General features: G+C 33.4%; 15 protein-coding genes and 1 tRNA gene. 9 read left to right on the plus strand and 7 right to left on the minus strand.

Going from position 1 to position 16,940, the window contains the following annotated elements; all coding sequences use genetic code 11:
- Positions 1–25: 25 nt before the first annotated feature.
- From OLM57_RS13380 to aroB, 4 genes are all read right to left on the minus strand, one after another.
- Entirely contained in the window at positions 26–427 is a 402-nt protein-coding gene (locus OLM57_RS13380) for a DNA primase (protein ID WP_264564196.1), read from the minus strand.
- Positions 428–523: 96 nt separating this feature from the next.
- Positions 524–1,495, minus strand: a complete 972-nt coding sequence (locus OLM57_RS13385; protein ID WP_264564197.1) for a deoxyhypusine synthase family protein — start codon at positions 1,493–1,495, stop codon at positions 524–526.
- A 101-nt stretch (positions 1,496–1,596) separates the two neighbouring features.
- The gene (locus tag OLM57_RS13390; RefSeq protein ID WP_264564198.1) at positions 1,597–3,000 is read right to left on the minus strand and encodes an arginine decarboxylase; all 1,404 of its coding nucleotides are present in this window, start codon (positions 2,998–3,000) and stop codon (positions 1,597–1,599) included.
- A gap of 290 nt (positions 3,001–3,290) precedes the next feature.
- Positions 3,291–4,358: a 3-dehydroquinate synthase gene (gene aroB, locus OLM57_RS13395; protein WP_264564199.1), complete on the minus strand. Its 1,068-nt coding sequence runs from the start codon at positions 4,356–4,358 to the stop codon at positions 3,291–3,293.
- A gap of 93 nt (positions 4,359–4,451) precedes the next feature.
- Between aroB and OLM57_RS13400 the strand changes: the two genes are divergently transcribed.
- Positions 4,452–5,624, plus strand: coding sequence for a proline dehydrogenase family protein (locus OLM57_RS13400; RefSeq protein WP_264564200.1), 1,173 nt, complete (start codon positions 4,452–4,454; stop codon positions 5,622–5,624).
- A 91-nt stretch (positions 5,625–5,715) separates the two neighbouring features.
- Here OLM57_RS13400 and OLM57_RS13405 read toward each other — a convergent pair whose 3' ends face one another.
- Positions 5,716–7,503, minus strand: coding sequence for an ABC transporter ATP-binding protein (locus OLM57_RS13405; RefSeq protein WP_264564201.1), 1,788 nt, complete (start codon positions 7,501–7,503; stop codon positions 5,716–5,718).
- A 215-nt stretch (positions 7,504–7,718) separates the two neighbouring features.
- Between OLM57_RS13405 and OLM57_RS13410 the strand changes: the two genes are divergently transcribed.
- The 8 genes from OLM57_RS13410 to OLM57_RS13445 all read left to right on the plus strand — a co-directional run bounded on the left by OLM57_RS13410 (position 7,719) and on the right by OLM57_RS13445 (position 15,101).
- Positions 7,719–7,793 (plus strand) — tRNA-Val (locus OLM57_RS13410).
- 167 nt (positions 7,794–7,960) lie between these two features.
- Complete coding sequence (locus OLM57_RS13415) at positions 7,961–8,791, plus strand: 1,4-dihydroxy-2-naphthoyl-CoA synthase (RefSeq protein ID WP_264564202.1); 831 nt, start codon at positions 7,961–7,963, stop codon at positions 8,789–8,791.
- An 85-nt stretch (positions 8,792–8,876) separates the two neighbouring features.
- Positions 8,877–9,392, plus strand: a complete 516-nt coding sequence (locus tag OLM57_RS13420) for a PH domain-containing protein (protein WP_264564203.1) — start codon at positions 8,877–8,879, stop codon at positions 9,390–9,392.
- The gene (locus OLM57_RS13425) at positions 9,392–10,912 is read left to right on the plus strand and encodes a PH domain-containing protein (RefSeq protein ID WP_264564204.1); all 1,521 of its coding nucleotides are present in this window, start codon (positions 9,392–9,394) and stop codon (positions 10,910–10,912) included. The genes OLM57_RS13420 and OLM57_RS13425 overlap by 1 nt, the downstream gene beginning before the upstream one ends.
- Positions 10,913–10,989: 77 nt before the next feature.
- Positions 10,990–11,952, plus strand: coding sequence for a 1,4-dihydroxy-2-naphthoate octaprenyltransferase (menA, locus tag OLM57_RS13430; RefSeq protein ID WP_264564205.1), 963 nt, complete (start codon positions 10,990–10,992; stop codon positions 11,950–11,952).
- Between the two features lie 55 nt (positions 11,953–12,007).
- Positions 12,008–12,685, plus strand: coding sequence for a metal-dependent hydrolase (locus OLM57_RS13435; protein ID WP_264564206.1), 678 nt, complete (start codon positions 12,008–12,010; stop codon positions 12,683–12,685).
- A gap of 127 nt (positions 12,686–12,812) precedes the next feature.
- The gene (locus OLM57_RS13440; protein WP_264564207.1) at positions 12,813–14,012 is read left to right on the plus strand and encodes a tetratricopeptide repeat protein; all 1,200 of its coding nucleotides are present in this window, start codon (positions 12,813–12,815) and stop codon (positions 14,010–14,012) included.
- A gap of 39 nt (positions 14,013–14,051) precedes the next feature.
- Complete coding sequence (locus OLM57_RS13445) at positions 14,052–15,101, plus strand: o-succinylbenzoate synthase (protein ID WP_264564208.1); 1,050 nt, start codon at positions 14,052–14,054, stop codon at positions 15,099–15,101.
- A 44-nt stretch (positions 15,102–15,145) separates the two neighbouring features.
- Here the strand turns inward: OLM57_RS13445 and OLM57_RS13450 are convergent, their stop codons facing one another.
- Together OLM57_RS13450 and OLM57_RS13455 are read right to left on the minus strand one after the other, a co-directional pair.
- Positions 15,146–16,018, minus strand: a complete 873-nt coding sequence (locus OLM57_RS13450) for a sugar phosphate isomerase/epimerase family protein (RefSeq protein ID WP_264564209.1) — start codon at positions 16,016–16,018, stop codon at positions 15,146–15,148.
- Positions 16,019–16,039: 21 nt separating this feature from the next.
- Complete coding sequence (locus OLM57_RS13455; protein ID WP_264564210.1) at positions 16,040–16,936, minus strand: hydroxypyruvate isomerase family protein; 897 nt, start codon at positions 16,934–16,936, stop codon at positions 16,040–16,042.
- Positions 16,937–16,940 lie beyond the last annotated feature (4 nt).

Here is a 16,940-nt window from a genome sequence, read left to right on the forward strand (position 1 = left end):
TTTATATTTTTTAGAAAATTACAAATTAATCTTCATCATCTTCATCGTCGTCTTCGTCTGCAATATCTTTATCATCAGCATCTTCATCGTCATCATCTCCATCAACATCTGGTTTGTCTAGATTGTCATCATCGTCATCGTCATCATCATCGTCTTCAACATCCAATTCAAGTCCGCTGATTGGTTCAACCACATCATCGATTTCATCATCCTCATCAAAATTTCCAATTCTGTCAGCCAATTTAGTACTTACTTTTACTAGATATATAGTGTCTTCTGTCCGAACTTCAACAGCTTCTATTAATTCATTTTTGGCATTTCTAAAGCGTATGATGTCTGAATCATCATATCCATCAGGGAATTTTTCGACCAAAAGGTTTAAAATTTCGTTGGTCAGTTTTGCGTAATCAACAATTACTCTTTTCATATGTAAATAATATTGTTTTTATTGGAATATGTAATTCGCATATCTTCATTGGTGTTTGCGACCAATTTTCGGTTATGCTCATTTCATAAATAACTTTTATAAATCTAACAAATAAGCAAAAATTAATGGAGCTACAATTGTAGCATCAGACTCAATTATAAATTTTGGAGTTTTTATATCTAGCTTACCCCAGGTAATTTTTTCGTTTGGAACAGCTCCAGAATAGGAACCATAACTGGTTGTAGAATCTGAAATTTGACAGAAATAACTCCAAAAAGGAATGTCGTGCATTTCCATATCTTGGTATAACATTGGTACAACACAAATTGGAAAATCACCAGCAATTCCTCCGCCAATTTGGAAAAATCCAACACCATTTTGGCTATTTTTTGGATACCAGTCAGATAAGTAAACCATATATTCTATACCCGATTTCATGGTTGAAGCTTTTAATTCCCCTTTTATAACATAGGATGCAAAAATGTTTCCCATGGTACTATCTTCCCATCCTGGTACAATAATTGGTAAATTTTTCTCGGCAGCTGCATACATCCAACTGTCTTTTAAGTCAATTTCATAATATTCTTCCAGAACGCCTGAAAGTAACATTTTGTACATGAATTCATGAGGAAAATATCGTTCTCCTTTATCATCTGCATCTTTCCAAATTTTGTAAATGTGTTTTTGTAAACGACGAAATGCTTCATGCTCAGGTATACAAGTGTCAGTAACACGATTTAATCCTCTTTCCAATAGGTCCCATTCGTCTTGAGGAGTCAAATCACGATAATTTGGAACTCTTTCGTAATGAGAATGTGCCACTAAATTCATGATATCTTCTTCAAGATTGGCTCCTGTACAAGATATGATTTGAACTTTGTCCTGACGAATTATTTCGGCAAAAATCTTTCCAATTTCAGCGGTACTCATTGCACCGGCCATACTTACCATCATTTTTGCACCATTGGCTAACTGCTGTTCATATGCTTTTGCAGCATCAACTAAGGATGCAGAATTGAAATGCAAATAATGCTTTTCAATAAACTGACTGATTGGTCCTTTACTCATTTTTCTTTTCTTTTTTTTTATTTATTATTTAAAAGGTAATTGAGATTTGGATTTACAAATAAAAGAAATTTATAAATATCAAAATCGTAAAACACAATTATTTATTGTTTTTTATTATAACCTAATATTTTTAGTACATCCTCTGCTGTTTGTTGCTCAGAGAAAACTTCTGTTGCTAGAATACCATTTTCATCCCTGTCTATCAGAATATGTTTTGGTTCTGGGATTAAACAGTGATGCAAACCACCGTAACCACCTATGGTTTCTTGATACGCACCAGTATTAAAAAATCCTATATACAAAGGTTTTTCCTTATTGTATTTTGGCAAATATATGGCATTCATGTTTTGCTCTGAGTTGTAGTAATCATCACTATCACAAGTCATTCCACCTAGTAAAACCCTTTCATAAGTATCGTTCCATCGGTTGATAGCCAACATGATAAAACGTTTATTGATTGCCCAAGTATCTGGTAATGTAGTTATAAAAGAGGAATCAATCATATTCCATTTTTCCCTGTCGTTTTGCTGTTTTTGATACAAGATTTGATAAATAGCTCCACCGCTTTCCCCAACCGTGAATGAACCAAATTCGGTAAAAATATTAGGAACATCTACTTCGGCTTCATCGCAAGCGATCTTTATTTGATTGATAATTTCGTCAATCATATACTGGTAATCGTATTCAAATGCTAATGAGTTTTTTATAGGAAAACCTCCTCCAATATTTAACCCGTCTAAGCTCGGGCATTCCTTTTTTAAAGCAACATACACTTTGATACATTTTACAAGTTCGTTCCAATAATAAGCATTGTCATTGATACCTGTATTGATAAAAAAGTGCAACATTTTAAGTTCCAGTTTTTTATTTTCTTTGATTTCTTTTTTATAAAAAGGAACTATATTTTTATACCCAATTCCCAATCTTGAAGTATAAAACTCAAATTTTGGTTCTTCTTCTGCTGCAATTCGAATTCCTATTTTGAATTTTCCTTTAATTTGGGATTGCAGCAAATCTAATTCCTCATAATTATCAATTATAGGAATTGTGTTTTTGTGACCGTTGTTGACTAGTCTTGCGATATTATCAATGTATTGATCTCTTTTGAAGCCATTACATATTATATAGGTGCTTTTATTTATTTTACCTTTATCCAATAAATTTTCAACAATATTAATGTCAAAAGCAGAGGAGGTTTCGATATGAATGTTATTCTTGAAAGCTTCATTCATAATGTATTCAAAATGAGAGCTTTTGGTACAATAACAATAATAATATTTAGCCTCATATTTGTTCTTTTCCATCGATTTACGAAACCAACTTTTGGCTTTGCTGATGTTATTAGAAATTTGTGGCAAATAGGTAAATTTTAATGGTGTACCATAAGTTTCTACCAATTTCATCAAATCAATATTATGAAAGTGAAGGTTGTCTTTGTTTAATTTAAACTCTTCTTGAGGGAAATAATAGGTTTGATTTATTAAATCGGAATATTTTGTATTCATCTGTAAATTTGTATTTTATATTAATTATATCTTGAAATAGAATTAATATAAATTCAAACCCTAATGTTTGCATAGATAATTTGTAGCTTATCGTAGTCTGCCCTGAAATATTGAAAAACGTCAAAACTAAAGTTTCCTTTAATACCATAAAAACGCTTCAACAATCTTAAAAAAGATCTATTGTTGCGATTTCTTTTGGCTGAGAAAATTTTATTATTTTGATTTTTATTCATTGGAGCAAATGTAAAAAATAATATATACGTAAAGCAATGCTTTTTATTAAAAAAAAACTAAGATTTGTAATCTTCAAATGCATTTAGAATTAATTCGTTTTCAACCAATTGATTGATTTTTATTTTTCCGATTCCTTCGATTAATGCAAATTGGATGCTTCCATATTCATTTTTCTTGTCGTGAATCAATAATTCTAGGATTGGATCTATATCATTTTCTTCAAAAACTACATCTTCATAAATCGATTTTAAGGTCGTTTTTATTTGATTGTATTCGTCTTGGTTAATTAAATTTTTGCGCAACGAAATATAACTTTCCAGAACCATTCCAACAGCAATTGCTTCTCCATGAAGTAACGTAGTTTTGCTTTCATTTTCTAAAAAATAACTTTCAATAGCATGACCCAAGGTATGACCGAAGTTTAATGATTTTCGAATGTTTTTTTCTGTTGGATCTTGCATTACAATTTCATTTTTAATTTCTACTGAACGGTAAATTAATTCATCGAAATCTGCAAAATCAATTGCTTTTAAATCCAAAAATTGTCCCCAATATTCCTTGTCAAAAATCAAACCGTGTTTAAGCATTTCGGCAAGTCCGGAACGCATTTCGTTTTGAGGAACGGTTTCAAGATAATGAGTGTCAATCAAAACCATTTTTGGGGTATTGATTACGCCAATCTGGTTTTTTAAATTTCCCAAATCTACACCATTTTTACCTCCTACAGAAGCATCAACCATTGATAAAAGTGTTGTTGGTACATGTATGAAATCAACTCCTCTTTTGAAAGTAGAGGCTACAAAACCTCCCAAATCTGTAACAACACCACCTCCAACATTAATAATCAATGTTTTTCTGTCGGCTCCAAGTTCTGTGAGAACATTCCAAATCTGAATGCAGGTCTCAATATTTTTATTGATTTCACCAGCTTCAAATTCGATAATTTCTATCGTAAGATCGGTTTCTAATTGAGGCAAAAAATGAGGTAAGCAAAACTCATTTGTATTGCTGTCTACAACTATAAATAGGTTTGAATATTTGTTGTCTTTTAAATGTTGGTTTAGTGTTTTATATCCTATTTCATTGAAACATACAGGATAATTATTAGCTTGAATAGATTGCATCTTTTTTATTTAAATGAAAACGCAAAATAAGGTAATTTTTGCTAAATATCAGTGATAGTCTCTTTATATTTGCATAAAAAAATATAACATAAAATGGATAATTTATTCAATAATACACAAATTGCGTTTGCACTAAAAAGTGACACCGAACTTGATAGAGCTTATTTTCTTTTTAAATTAATTAACAATCAACCTTTAGTTCGAATTGGAACTGCTGTCACCAATTTTGCCATAAAAGCAAATCTACCCGTAGAAAGTTTAATTCGTGCTACCGTTTTTGATCATTTTTGTGGTGGTGTAAATGAAGATGATTGTCTCTCTGTAGTTGATAAAATGTATACCAAAGGAGTTTCGTCCGTATTAGATTATTCTGTTGAAGGAAAAGAAGAAGAAGATCAATTTGACGCAGCACTTAAAATGACCTTAAAAACCATTGAATTTGCCAAGGAACGTAAAGCTATTCCGTTTGCAGTATTTAAACCAACTGGTCTAGGCCGTTTGGATTTGTATGAAAAACTAGGAGAAAAACAAGCTTTGACGTCAGAGGAACAAGCAGAATGGGATAGGGTTGTAGCTCGTTTTGAATTGGTTTGCAGTGAAGCTCATAAAAAAGATGTTGCGCTGCTTATAGATGCTGAAGAAAGTTGGATGCAAGAGGCCGCAGATGATTTGGTTACCGAAATGATGCGAAAATACAACAAAGAAAAAGCAATTGTTTTTAATACTTTGCAAATGTACCGTTGGGATCGTATGGAATATTTAAAAAAATTACATGCTCAAGCCAAAGCCGAGGGATTCTTTATCGGAATGAAATTGGTTCGTGGTGCCTATATGGAAAAAGAAAATGAGCGTGCTATTGAAAAAGGATATCCATCTCCAATTTGTGCTACTAAAGAAGCTACCGATTTAAATTATGATGCTGCTGTTCACTACATGGTAGAACATTTAGATACTATGTCCATTTTTGCTGGAACCCATAATGAAAAGAGTACTTATACTTTAATGGAATTGATGAAAGCCAAAGGAATTCAATCTAATGAAGATCGTGTTTGGTTCGGACAATTATATGGAATGAGTGATAACATCAGTTATAATTTGGCGTCAAATGGTTATAATGTTGCTAAATATCTACCTTTCGGACCAGTTAAAGACGTTATGCCATACTTGATTCGCCGTGCAGAAGAAAACACATCGGTTGCAGGACAAACGAGTCGTGAACTTTCTATGATAAAAGCAGAACGCAATAGAAGAAAAGGAAAAAATTAGTATTCAGTTTTGAGTGTTCAGTTTTCAGTTTAAAAAAAAATCCATTTGTGAAGTTTTCACAAATGGATTTTTTCTTTCTATAAAAGGAGAACTATGAATTGCTAAACTGCAAATTACTTAAGTTTTTATACAAACCATTTTCTAAATTAATTAATTCCTGGTGCGTTCCTTGTTCACTTATTTTTCCATTATCAAGCACTAAAATTTGATCGGCAGAACGAATGGTAGAAAGACGGTGAGCAATAATAATGCTCGTTCTTCCTTCCATCAAAATTTCAAGAGCTTCTTGGACTAATTTTTCGCTTTCACTGTCTAATGATGATGTGGCTTCATCAAGAATTAAAATACTTGGATTTTTCAATAGCGCACGTGCAATCGCAATTCGTTGTCTTTGTCCACCTGACAATTTAATTCCTCTTTCACCAACTATCGTTTCGAATTTTTCTGGGAATCCTTCAATAAAATCGAATGCATTGGCTTGTTTAGCAGCGAGATTTATTTCTTCAACTGTAGCATTTGGTTTGCCGTATGCAATATTTTCTCTAATTGTTCCTCCAAACAAAATCACATCCTGAGGAACTATGCTCATATTTCCACGAAGATTTTCCAAATCATAGTCATAAATATTTTTCCCATCAATTAATATCTCTCCACCATTGATGTCATAAAAACGCAATAACAAAGAAGCAATGGTTGATTTTCCCATTCCGCTTGGCCCAACAATTGCTATTTTTTGACCAAAACTTGCCGTAAAATTAATGCCTTTCAAGACTTGAATTTCTTTTCGCGAAGGATAACTAAAAGTGACATTGTCAAAAGTCACATCTCCTTTAATTTTATTTATCGTTGGAATATGCATATCGGAGTTGATTTTTTCAGGAACTTCGTCCAATAATTCAAAAACTCTTTCGGTAGCACCAATTGCTTTTTGCATTTGTGCATACAATTCGGCAATACCTCCTGATGAAGCACCCACGTAACTTGAATATAATATAAAGGTAAATAATTCACCAACTGTAATTTCACCGGCAATACTCAATTGCACACCATACCATACTACCGCTACAATAGTTCCGAACAAACAAATAATGATAAAAGAAGCAAAGAATCCTCTAAACTGTCCGCCTTTAATACCAATTTTGACTACTTCCCTAATTTTTTCTCTGTAGCGGGCAATTTCGTACCATTCATTGGCAAAAGCTTTTACAATACTGATGCCCTGCATGGTTTCTTCAACTACAACCTGACTTTCGGCTACTTGATCTTGAACTTTTTTAGAATATTTTCGAATAAATCTACCAAAAATTACCGCAGCCACACCAACCAAAGGAACCACAGAAACCATCATAATGGTCAATTTAATGTTGATACTGGCCAACATGATAAAACTTCCGATGATTAATATAAATTGTCTTAAAAATTCGGCTATAGTAGTAGTTAAGGTATCCTGGATTTGGGTAATGTCATTGCTAATTCTACTGTTTAATTCCCCAACTCGTTTGTGGGAGAAAAAAGTCATTGGTAATTTTACCAAATTTGTATACAATGCCAAGCGAACATTGGCCAAGGTATTTTCTGTAAAATTTACAAACAGTGAAAGTCTGAAAAAAGAGAATATAGATTGAAAAAGCAAAACCAAACCAAGACCTAAAGCAATTTGATTGGCCAAATGTGCATCTTTTTTGTTGACACAATCCACAAGCATTCCCATAAACTTAGGAAAGGCCAATGCAGTAACACTGGTAAGTAATAAGAAAACCAATCCTACATAAAATTTCCATTTGTGATTGTTGGCATATTTAAAAATGAGTATTGTTTTTTGAAGAGAACTTGCAGTAATTTTAGATTTTGGTAAATCGTTTTCTTTATATCGAGCCATTATATATATATTATTATACAAATGTAGCGTTATAACCAATCTGTGACAAAAAAATAATCATGTTTAGTAATTCAATAAAATACTGCAAATGAGTTATTAAGAAAAGAGAGTCTTAGTTTTATTGATATTTTCTGTTTTTTTGCTTGCAAATACGAGTTCTAGTTGTATATTTGCACACGCAATAACGGCAACGAAAGTTGTAAAATTGTAAAATAGGGCGATTAGCTCAGCTGGTTCAGAGCACCTCGTTTACACCGAGGGGGTCGGGGGTTCGAACCCCTCATCGCCCACAGAATTTTAAAAACTCCAAAGTCATTTGATTTTGGAGTTTTTTTATTCTTACTATTTCCCCTTTTATATGTTTTTTAATAACTTTTGTCGTTGACCGATTATTTTACTTTAGAAATATAAAAAATGACTTATTTTTACACTGAAAATAATTTAAAAGTAAAACAGAATGGATTGGATAACAGCCAAAGAATTTGAAGATATAACCTATAAAAAATGCAATGGTGTTGCCCGAATTGCATTTAACAGACCCGATGTGCGCAACGCTTTTAGACCAAAAACAACATCCGAATTGTATCAGGCATTTTACGATGCGCAAGAAGATACCTCAATTGGGGTTGTTTTGCTTTCTGCTGAAGGACCATCATCTAAGGATGGGGTATATTCATTTTGTAGTGGAGGCGATCAAAATGCCCGTGGTCATCAAGGTTATGTAGGAGACGATGGTCAGCATCGTTTGAATATTCTTGAAGTACAACGATTAATTCGTTTTATGCCAAAAGTGGTTATCGCTGTTGTTCCTGGCTGGGCTGTTGGTGGTGGACATAGTTTGCATGTAGTTTGTGATATGACTTTAGCAAGCAAAGAGCACGCCATTTTCAAACAAACCGATGCAGATGTTACCAGTTTTGACGGAGGCTACGGTTCTGCTTATCTTGCCAAAATGGTAGGACAGAAAAAAGCAAGAGAAATTTTCTTTTTGGGTCGAAATTATTCTGCTCAAGAAGCAATGGATATGGGAATGGTGAATGCCGTTATTCCTCATGCTGAATTAGAAGATACCGCTTATGAATGGGCACAAGAAATTCTTGGAAAATCCCCTATGGCCATCAAAATGCTCAAGTTTGCTATGAATCTTACCGATGATGGTATGGTGGGACAACAAGTATTTGCTGGCGAAGCAACAAGGCTCGCCTATATGACCGAAGAAGCTAAAGAAGGTAGAAATGCATTCCTTGAAAAACGCAAACCGAATTTTGAAAAGAAATGGTTGCCATAAAAAATGGTTTTGGAGTTTAAAAGTTAAGGTTTCAAGTTTTGTAATTTGAGACCTTAAATTTTATATTTATTTAGAAAAAAAGAAAATGGAAAATTTTACAAATGTGACTATCGATACTACCCAACTTCCTAAATTTGAGGAAGTAGAATTCTCTATTTTACACCCGAATTATTGGAAAGTAACTTTGATAACCTTATCCGTATTTTTTTTGATAATCGGAATTGGTGTAGGTTTTCTGTTTTATTTCAATGAGGAGATTGCTCCCTATATTTCTCAAATCGGAATTATTTATGTGGTTTTGTTGCTATTGGTTCTTTTCTTTTCGAGAATGAGTTTTAAGAAAAAAGGATTTGCATTTAGAACTCATGATGTATTGTTTAGACATGGAATAATTGCCACAAATACACTGGTAATTCCTTATAATAGAGTACAACATGTAGCTTTACATGAAGGTTTAATTTCGAGGTTTTTTGGATTGGCAAAAATCGAAATCTTTACAGCCGGAGGAAGTTCAAGTGATATAGAAATTCCCGGAATTGCCAAAGAGCAAGCCGAGAACATCAAACAACTTTTGATGGGAAAAATTCAAAAGCAATTATAATGGAAGCCAATTTCAATCAACCACAACGACAATCCATCGTTGGGATTTTTGTTATGTTTATTTATTCACTTCAAGGATATGCAAAGGCATTGTGGCCTATTTTGGTGATTTGGATTTTTAAATTCAATGAAATTAATAAAGGTTATTTATTGGTCGGAACAATAGCTGTTTTTGCTGTCATTGGAATCATTTCTTATTTAAAATACTTGAATTTCACCTTTTACATAGATCAGGAAAATGACGAATTTATTATAACCGAAGGCATTTTCAATAAAACCAAAACAACCATACAACTTTATAAAATCCAACAAGTAAATATCAACCAGTCATTGATTCAGCGATTGGTAGGGGTCTATGAATTGGCTGTTGATACTGCGGGTTCCAATAAAAAAGAGGGAAATATCAGGGCCATTTCGCATGAATTGGCATTAGACCTAAAATCTCGTTTATTAGAGAATGAAAATAAAGAAGATATAAATGTTGATGATGCAATTGGTGCTTTAAGCGAAATTTTAACTGAAAAGGCTATCAAAACAGAAGTTCCATTTATAAAAATTAGTTTTTTGAGTTTATTGAAAATCGGAATTACTTCCAATTATGTAAAAAGCTTTTTTGTTTTGCTAGCGTTTTTCATCACACTTTTCGATCACATTAAGCAAATAACGGGCAGGGATGTTTTGCACGATGAAAACATCGAAGATTATGTCGATAAAAGCCAAGTCTTTACTGCTTTTTTAATGCTATTTATCATTTTCTTTTTGGCAGTTATTTTAATTAATTTGGTCAAAACAATTTTCACTTATTTTGATTATAAAATAGCCAGACAAAAAGGTTCGTTATTGCTTTCTTATGGCTTATTGAATACCAAAAGTACTATCATAAAACCCGAAAAAGTTCAGATTACAAGTATTACCCAGAATTTTTTTCAAAAGAAGATGAATGTGTTGCATCTTAAAATAAAACAGGCAACTGGAGGAGAAAAAGAAGACCATAAACTAGCTATAGAAATTCCAGGATGTGACAGACTCGAAAAAGATGCAATTTTGAAATTGTTGTTTCAAAAAATCCCTGAAAAAGGTGTGATGCTCAAACCTAATTTTAGAAAACTCGGATTTTCAGTTTTCCTAACTATTGGGTTACCGTTGCTAGGTTTCTATTTTGTTAGAGATTTTATAATAGAACAATTGCCAATGGTAGATTATTTTGTGCTTTTTTATGTTGTTTTTGTTGGTATAATTCAATTTTTTGCATTCAAAAATAATCGCCTTTATATTAATGATGACTTCATAATTCTCCAAAGCGGTGCTTGGGATGTTTCTAATAGAATTATTATACCGAGTAAAATTCAGGCGATTACAACTTCACAACTCTTTTGGCACAAAAATATCAATATTGGTTCCTTAACTTTGCATACTGCAGGAGGGGATATTAGTTTTCAATTGGGTAATTTTACAGCTATAAAACAATATGTCAATCTTTGGTTGTACGAAATGGAAACATCTGATAGTAATTGGATGTAAAACCAAGAGAATAAAATATAGGTCTCCGTTTAAACAATTTAAACTTTTAAACCTTTTTAAACAATTAAACAACAAAAATGAAACACTGGATTGAAGCCGCAAGATTAAGAACATTACCATTATCAGTTTCTGGAATAATAGTTGGAAGTATGTATGCGTTGGCAAACCCAACAGATAATGTATTGACTCCAACAGATGTTTTCAATTGGGAAATATTTGCTTTTGCACTTTTGACAACATTAGGATTACAAGTGCTTTCTAATTTTGCCAATGATTACGGAGATGGTGTCAAAGGAACAGACAATGAGGATAGAGTAGGGCCAAAACGGGCCATACAAAGTGGTGTGATAACTCCTCAAGCAATGAAACGTGCTTTGGTGATTACCTCTCTACTTACATTATTTTCAGCAATATTCTTGATTTATGTTGCATTTGGAGAAAGTAATCTCGTTTATTCTGTATTTTATTTGATTTTAGGAATTATGGCTATAATTTCTGCAATTCGTTATACTGTAGGTAATTCGGCTTATGGATACAAAGGATATGGTGATATTTTTGTATTTGCATTCTTCGGATTGGTGAGTACTTTAGGCGTTAATTTCTTGTATTCAAAACAATTGGACTTGATACTTATTTTGCCAGCTACAGCAATTGGATTATTGAGTGTTGCTGTTTTAAATTTGAATAATATGCGCGACCAAGCTTCGGATGCCAAATCAGGAAAGAATACCGTTGTGGTAAAAATGGGTGCCGAAAAAGCCAAAAAATACCATTATTTCCTGATTGTTTCCGCTATGATTGCGGTAGTTACGTTCGCCATATTGAGCGATTTTAGTTTTGATCAATACTTGTTTTTATTGGCATATATTCCGCTAACCAAACATTTAATCACAGTATCCAAAAATCAAGATCCAAAATTATTGGATCCCGAATTAAAGAAAGTAGCCTTGAGTACCTTTTTGCTTTCGATATTATTATCTTTATGTATGATTTCCTTGATATCCGATATTTTTGTGAATCTTTTCTTGGGAGGACGATAAGTAATTCAAAAATTAATCAAAGTTGTGTTTTCTAATATTTTAAACTTTTACTAAAATGAAAATAACATTCTACGGTCACGCCTCTTTGGGAATTGAAGTTAGTGGCAAACACATTCTTGTGGATCCCTATATTTCTGCCAATCCAAAGGCTTCCCATATTAACATTAACGATCTTAAAGCCGATTTTATCCTTTTGACACACGCTCACGGTGATCATATACTCGATGTCGAATACATTGCATCTAGAACCAATGCTGTGATTGTGTCGAATGCTGAAATTGCGGGTTATTATGGTAAAAAAGGTTTTCAATCACACCCTATGAACCATGGTGGTAGCTGGAATTTTGATTTTGGAAAACTAAAATATGTAAGTGCTATTCACTCCAGTTCTTTTCCTGACGGGATGTATGGCGGGAATCCAGGTGGTTTTGTAATCGAGGGCGAACACAAAAATATCTACATTGCCGGCGACACCGCGCTTACGATGGATATGAAATTGATTCCGATGCGTACACAACTCGATTTGGCGATTTTACCAATTGGGAATAATTTTACCATGGATGTTGAGGACGCTATAATAGCCTCCGATTTTGTGGCTTGTGATAAAATTCTGGGCATTCACTTCGACACATTCGGTTATATCGAAATCAATCACGAGCAAGCCATTAAGAAATTCTTCGATAAAGGAAAAGATTTGATGTTGCTCGAAATCGGAAGTTTTATTGAATTATAATAATTAGGAGCTATTCCTGCTATTCGTTACAATCCCCGCCCAAAAGCGGGGGATTTTCACTACTATCAGGGCTAGGGGATTCCTATATTTAATATCTTTTGTTTAAAAAAAGACCAATATTTTCATAATGGAAAAAAAATATTTTCTACTATTTATTTCACTTTATATTACCATCAATGCTTTCTCTCAACAAGATGGTTATTGGGACAAAGACAGATCGACTACCAAAGAAATCAACGTTTCTGCCAGAGACCGAATCGTCATAAAAACTGAAGATTTACCGCTTGGAACTACAGAAATTGTTTATAGAATTACCCTTTTGGATGAGAACCAACAATTGGCCAGCAGTTTGGTTTCGGTTCTAAAATCAATTCCCGATCCCACTGGAATCAGTCAAGGTTCAGCCGGAGCCGTTTTTGTTTTGTCAAAAATATCGGGAGACGATAAATGTACCTACGCTATTTTTTCAACAGACAAATTGGCTTTAGAATACAAAGACTCTGGAAAAACATTGGAATCCTGTTTGATTCAGGAAGAACCAGTTAGCAAAGATGCCAAATTACTTTCAATAGAGAAATCAACGTGTTTAAACGGAAATGCCTTGTGGTTTGGTTTTGAAAGTAAAAACTGGATTATGAAGCAAAAAATCATTTTGGAAGTTGTGCCTTGGGTTGATAAAAAGTTAAGCCGTGGTTGGAGTCTGGACAATAGAAAGACAATTATTGAGCAATGCAAGACCTCCAGTTTGGCTCAAAAAATGGTAAATTCGGATGATTTTTGTGTTTGTGTATTAGATAAAATTCAAACTAAGTATAAATATCAAGAGTTTCAAAAGCTATTGTCAGTAGAAAGATCCAAAGTTTTTAAAGATTCCGGAAATAGTTGTTTTGGCGAAACAAGTACTTCTGGTGCTGTTTATGCAGATTTGCGAAATCATGCAACACTTCTTGCAAAGCAAGGTAAAAACGGTGAAGCAATTACAAAATTATTAGTTTTAATTAATGATGGCAAAGCGACAGCATTAGATTATAGTGCAATTGGAAGCTGTTATCTTTTGACCAAACAATACGGAAAAGCACTAAAATACCTTCAAGATGGTGAAAAACTCGATAACTCAGAACTTTTGATTCAATTGAATTTAGCCCACGGGTATTTGCTAAACGACAATTACAAAGAAGCCAAAAAAATCTACAAGAAATACCAAAACCAAAACGTTACCGACAGTTTGAGCTGGACTCAAAAAACCGAACAGGATTTCAAAGCTTTCCAAAAAGCAGGAATTCTGAACGAGGATTTTGAGCGAGTACTTAAGTTGATGAAAGAGTAGTTAAAAATCCAAAAGTCCAATAAACTATAAATCTAAAGTATGCTCGCTTCCTACCACAAATATATTCTCAATTTCAAACGTCCATCGGGAACTTCCCGTGGTGTAATGACCGAAAAGGAAACTTGGTTTATTGTTTTGGAGCAAGACGGTAAAAAAGGAATAGGGGAGTGTGGTATTTTGAGAGGTTTAAGCATCGACGACCGTTCCGATTATGAAGAAAAATTAATATGGACTTGTGACAATATTTATCTTGGTAAAGACCTACTTTGGGAAGCTTTGTTAGAATTTCCGTCCATACAGTTTGGAGTCGAAATGGCGTTTCAGTCTTTAGAAAGTGAAACACCTTTTTTACTCTTTCCATCGGACTTCACAGAGGGTACAAAATCAATCACAATAAATGGATTGGTTTGGATGGGAAAAGAGGCTTTTATGAAGCAACAAATTGAAGAGAAATTAGCCAATGGATTTCAATGCATTAAACTCAAAATTGGAGCCATAGATTTTGATAAAGAACTACAATTATTGCGTTTTATTCGCCAACATTTCACTCCTGAACAAATCGAAATTAGAGTTGATGCCAACGGAGCTTTTTCGATAAATGAAGCTTTAAATAAATTACGACAATTAGCTGTTTTTAAATTACATAGCATCGAACAGCCTATTGCGAAAAATAATATGAATAGCATGGCCGACCTATGTAAAAGCACTCCATTGCCAATTGCTTTGGATGAAGAATTGATTGGAGTATTTACTACGTATGAAAAAGAAGAACTATTGCTTAAAATAAAGCCACAATACATCATTTTGAAACCTAGTTTTGTGGGTGGTTTTCGCGGGACTAAGGAGTGGATATCATTGGCTGAAAAACACAATATTGGCTGGTGGATTACCTCTGCTTTAGAAAGCAATATCGGGCTTAATGCAATCGCTCAATGGACCTACTTGCAGCATAATTTGATGCCGCAAGGTTTGGGAACAGGAGCATTGTACACCAATAATTATGAATGTCCTTTAAAAGTTTCAAAAGGGCAATTGTGGTATGACAATGATTTAAATTGGAATTTTGATTTTCATACTTTAGAAATATAAAAGACCAAAAATCAATACTGTTTATTTCTGCTGAGGCTTTTGTTTTAGATTAATTCTTTGGATACATATTCCCAACTTGTTTTAATAGAGTTAGTTGGATTTGGAGAATAATTCGTTTCTTGTTCTACAAAAAAGTATTGCATTCCAGAAAGTTTGGCTTCAGCAAAAATCGCTTTAAAGTTGATACTTCCTTCTCCAATTTCAGTATTCCATTCTACTTTTGATTTATCCATATCTTTTACATGCCACATTTTAAATCGCCCAGGATTTGTTTTAAACAATTGCAAGGGGTCATTTCCTGAACGGACAACCCAATACAAATCCAATTCAAAATCCACTAATTTTTTATCTGTTTCTTGCAATAAAATATCATATCCTATTTGATTGCCAAACTTCTTGAACTCAAAATCATGATTGTGATACGCTAATTTTAATCCCGCTTGTTTGCACAAAACGGCTGCCTCGTTTGCTTTTTGGGCAATTAGTTTGTAATCGTCCAACTTACTTCTTAAGTCTTCTGCTAACCACGGAATAACTACATATTCACTTCCTAGTTGATTTGCACATTCGATAGATGACTTCAGAAAATCGGCATTATTGTCTTTTATAAACGATTTAAAATCATAATGACCGCTTGGTGCTTTTAGTCCATTATCATTAAGAATCTTTTTGAAATCTTTTGGCGAAGTACCAAAAAATCCTTTTTCAGCAGAGTATCCATAAGTTTCCACTTCTTTATATCCAGTCTTAGCAACTTGTTCCAAAACTCCTTTTACGTCTGTAGAGAACGACTCTCTCAAAGTATACAATTGAAGACCAATATTTTTTGGTTTAATTGAAAAGGCAAGGGAAGGGGCTATTGCCAATGCGCCTAATGCCAAACCGCTGTTTATTATAAAATCTCTTCTTTTTATCATTGTTTTTACTTTTTATAAAAATTAAATATCACAAATTTCAATTGCCTTTTTCAAAGAGGCTATTTTATCTTTTTGTTTTGGAATAAACTCTTGCCCCACATAACCTGAAAAACCAGTATCTGCAATGGCTTTCATTATAGCACTGTAATTGAGCTCTTGGGTTTCATCAATTTCGTTACGGCCAGGAACTCCTCCAGTATGATAATGGGCAATGTAGTTGTGATTTTCTTTGATATTTCGAATTACGTCACCCTCATCAATTTGCATATGGTAAATATCATACAGCAGTTTAAAATTTTCAGAATTGATTCGTTTCACCAATTCTACTCCCCAATAGGTTTTATCACATTGATAATCTTTGTGATCAATCTTACTGTTCTGTAGCTCCATAACCAAGGTTACTTTATGTTTTTCGGCCAATGGTATCAATGTTTTCAATCCAAGCACACAATTATTCCAGCCTTCCTCATCTGTTTTTCCTCTTCTGCTTCCGCTAAAGCAAATCAAGTTTTTGTAACCCGCTTCAGCAACTAAAGGAATCATTTCAGTATAATTTTTAATCAGTTGTTCATGAAATTCGGTGTCATTAAAGCCATCTACCAAATTCAATTCGGCACCATTACACATTGAAGAAACTAGATTGTACTTTTTTAAGGTTGACCAATCTTTTGGTCCTACCAAATCAATTCCGGTAATTCCTATTTTTTCTGCCTCAAAGCAAAGTGTTTCTAAATCAAAATCATTGAAACACCAACGAGCTACCGAATGTTTAATTCTTCCTTTTAATATATTCGAAACTAATTTTGATTCCTCTTCCGAAGAGGTCAAAACTGATGCAAAGCCAGTTGAAATTCCTAAAGTTACTGTTCCTGCAAGAATTCCTTTTATAGCCGATCTTCTATCAAAATTGGCACTCATTTTT

The organism is Flavobacterium sp. N3904 (assembly GCF_025947305.1).
GTDB lineage: Bacteria > Bacteroidota > Bacteroidia > Flavobacteriales > Flavobacteriaceae > Flavobacterium.

Excerpts from the sequence above, each read along its gene's own strand:
- OLM57_RS13390 (WP_264564198.1), bottom strand. The coding sequence starts at position 3,000 with ATGAATACAAAATATTCCGATTTAATAAATCAAACCTATTATTTCCCT.
- OLM57_RS13415 (WP_264564202.1), top strand. The coding sequence starts at position 7,961 with ATGGATTGGATAACAGCCAAAGAATTTGAAGATATAACCTATAAAAAA.
- OLM57_RS13405 (WP_264564201.1), bottom strand. The coding sequence starts at position 7,503 with ATGGCTCGATATAAAGAAAACGATTTACCAAAATCTAAAATTACTGCA.
- OLM57_RS13435 (WP_264564206.1), top strand. The coding sequence starts at position 12,008 with ATGAAAATAACATTCTACGGTCACGCCTCTTTGGGAATTGAAGTTAGT.
- OLM57_RS13380 (WP_264564196.1), bottom strand. The coding sequence starts at position 427 with ATGAAAAGAGTAATTGTTGATTACGCAAAACTGACCAACGAAATTTTA.
- menA (WP_264564205.1), top strand. The coding sequence starts at position 10,990 with ATGAAACACTGGATTGAAGCCGCAAGATTAAGAACATTACCATTATCA.
- OLM57_RS13455 (WP_264564210.1), bottom strand. The coding sequence starts at position 16,936 with ATGAGTGCCAATTTTGATAGAAGATCGGCTATAAAAGGAATTCTTGCA.
- OLM57_RS13385 (WP_264564197.1), bottom strand. The coding sequence starts at position 1,495 with ATGAGTAAAGGACCAATCAGTCAGTTTATTGAAAAGCATTATTTGCAT.
- OLM57_RS13420 (WP_264564203.1), top strand. The coding sequence starts at position 8,877 with ATGGAAAATTTTACAAATGTGACTATCGATACTACCCAACTTCCTAAA.
- OLM57_RS13445 (WP_264564208.1), top strand. The coding sequence starts at position 14,052 with ATGCTCGCTTCCTACCACAAATATATTCTCAATTTCAAACGTCCATCG.
- OLM57_RS13440 (WP_264564207.1), top strand. The coding sequence starts at position 12,813 with ATGGAAAAAAAATATTTTCTACTATTTATTTCACTTTATATTACCATC.
- aroB (WP_264564199.1), bottom strand. The coding sequence starts at position 4,358 with ATGCAATCTATTCAAGCTAATAATTATCCTGTATGTTTCAATGAAATA.
- OLM57_RS13425 (WP_264564204.1), top strand. The coding sequence starts at position 9,392 with ATGGAAGCCAATTTCAATCAACCACAACGACAATCCATCGTTGGGATT.
- OLM57_RS13400 (WP_264564200.1), top strand. The coding sequence starts at position 4,452 with ATGGATAATTTATTCAATAATACACAAATTGCGTTTGCACTAAAAAGT.
- OLM57_RS13450 (WP_264564209.1), bottom strand. The coding sequence starts at position 16,018 with ATGATAAAAAGAAGAGATTTTATAATAAACAGCGGTTTGGCATTAGGC.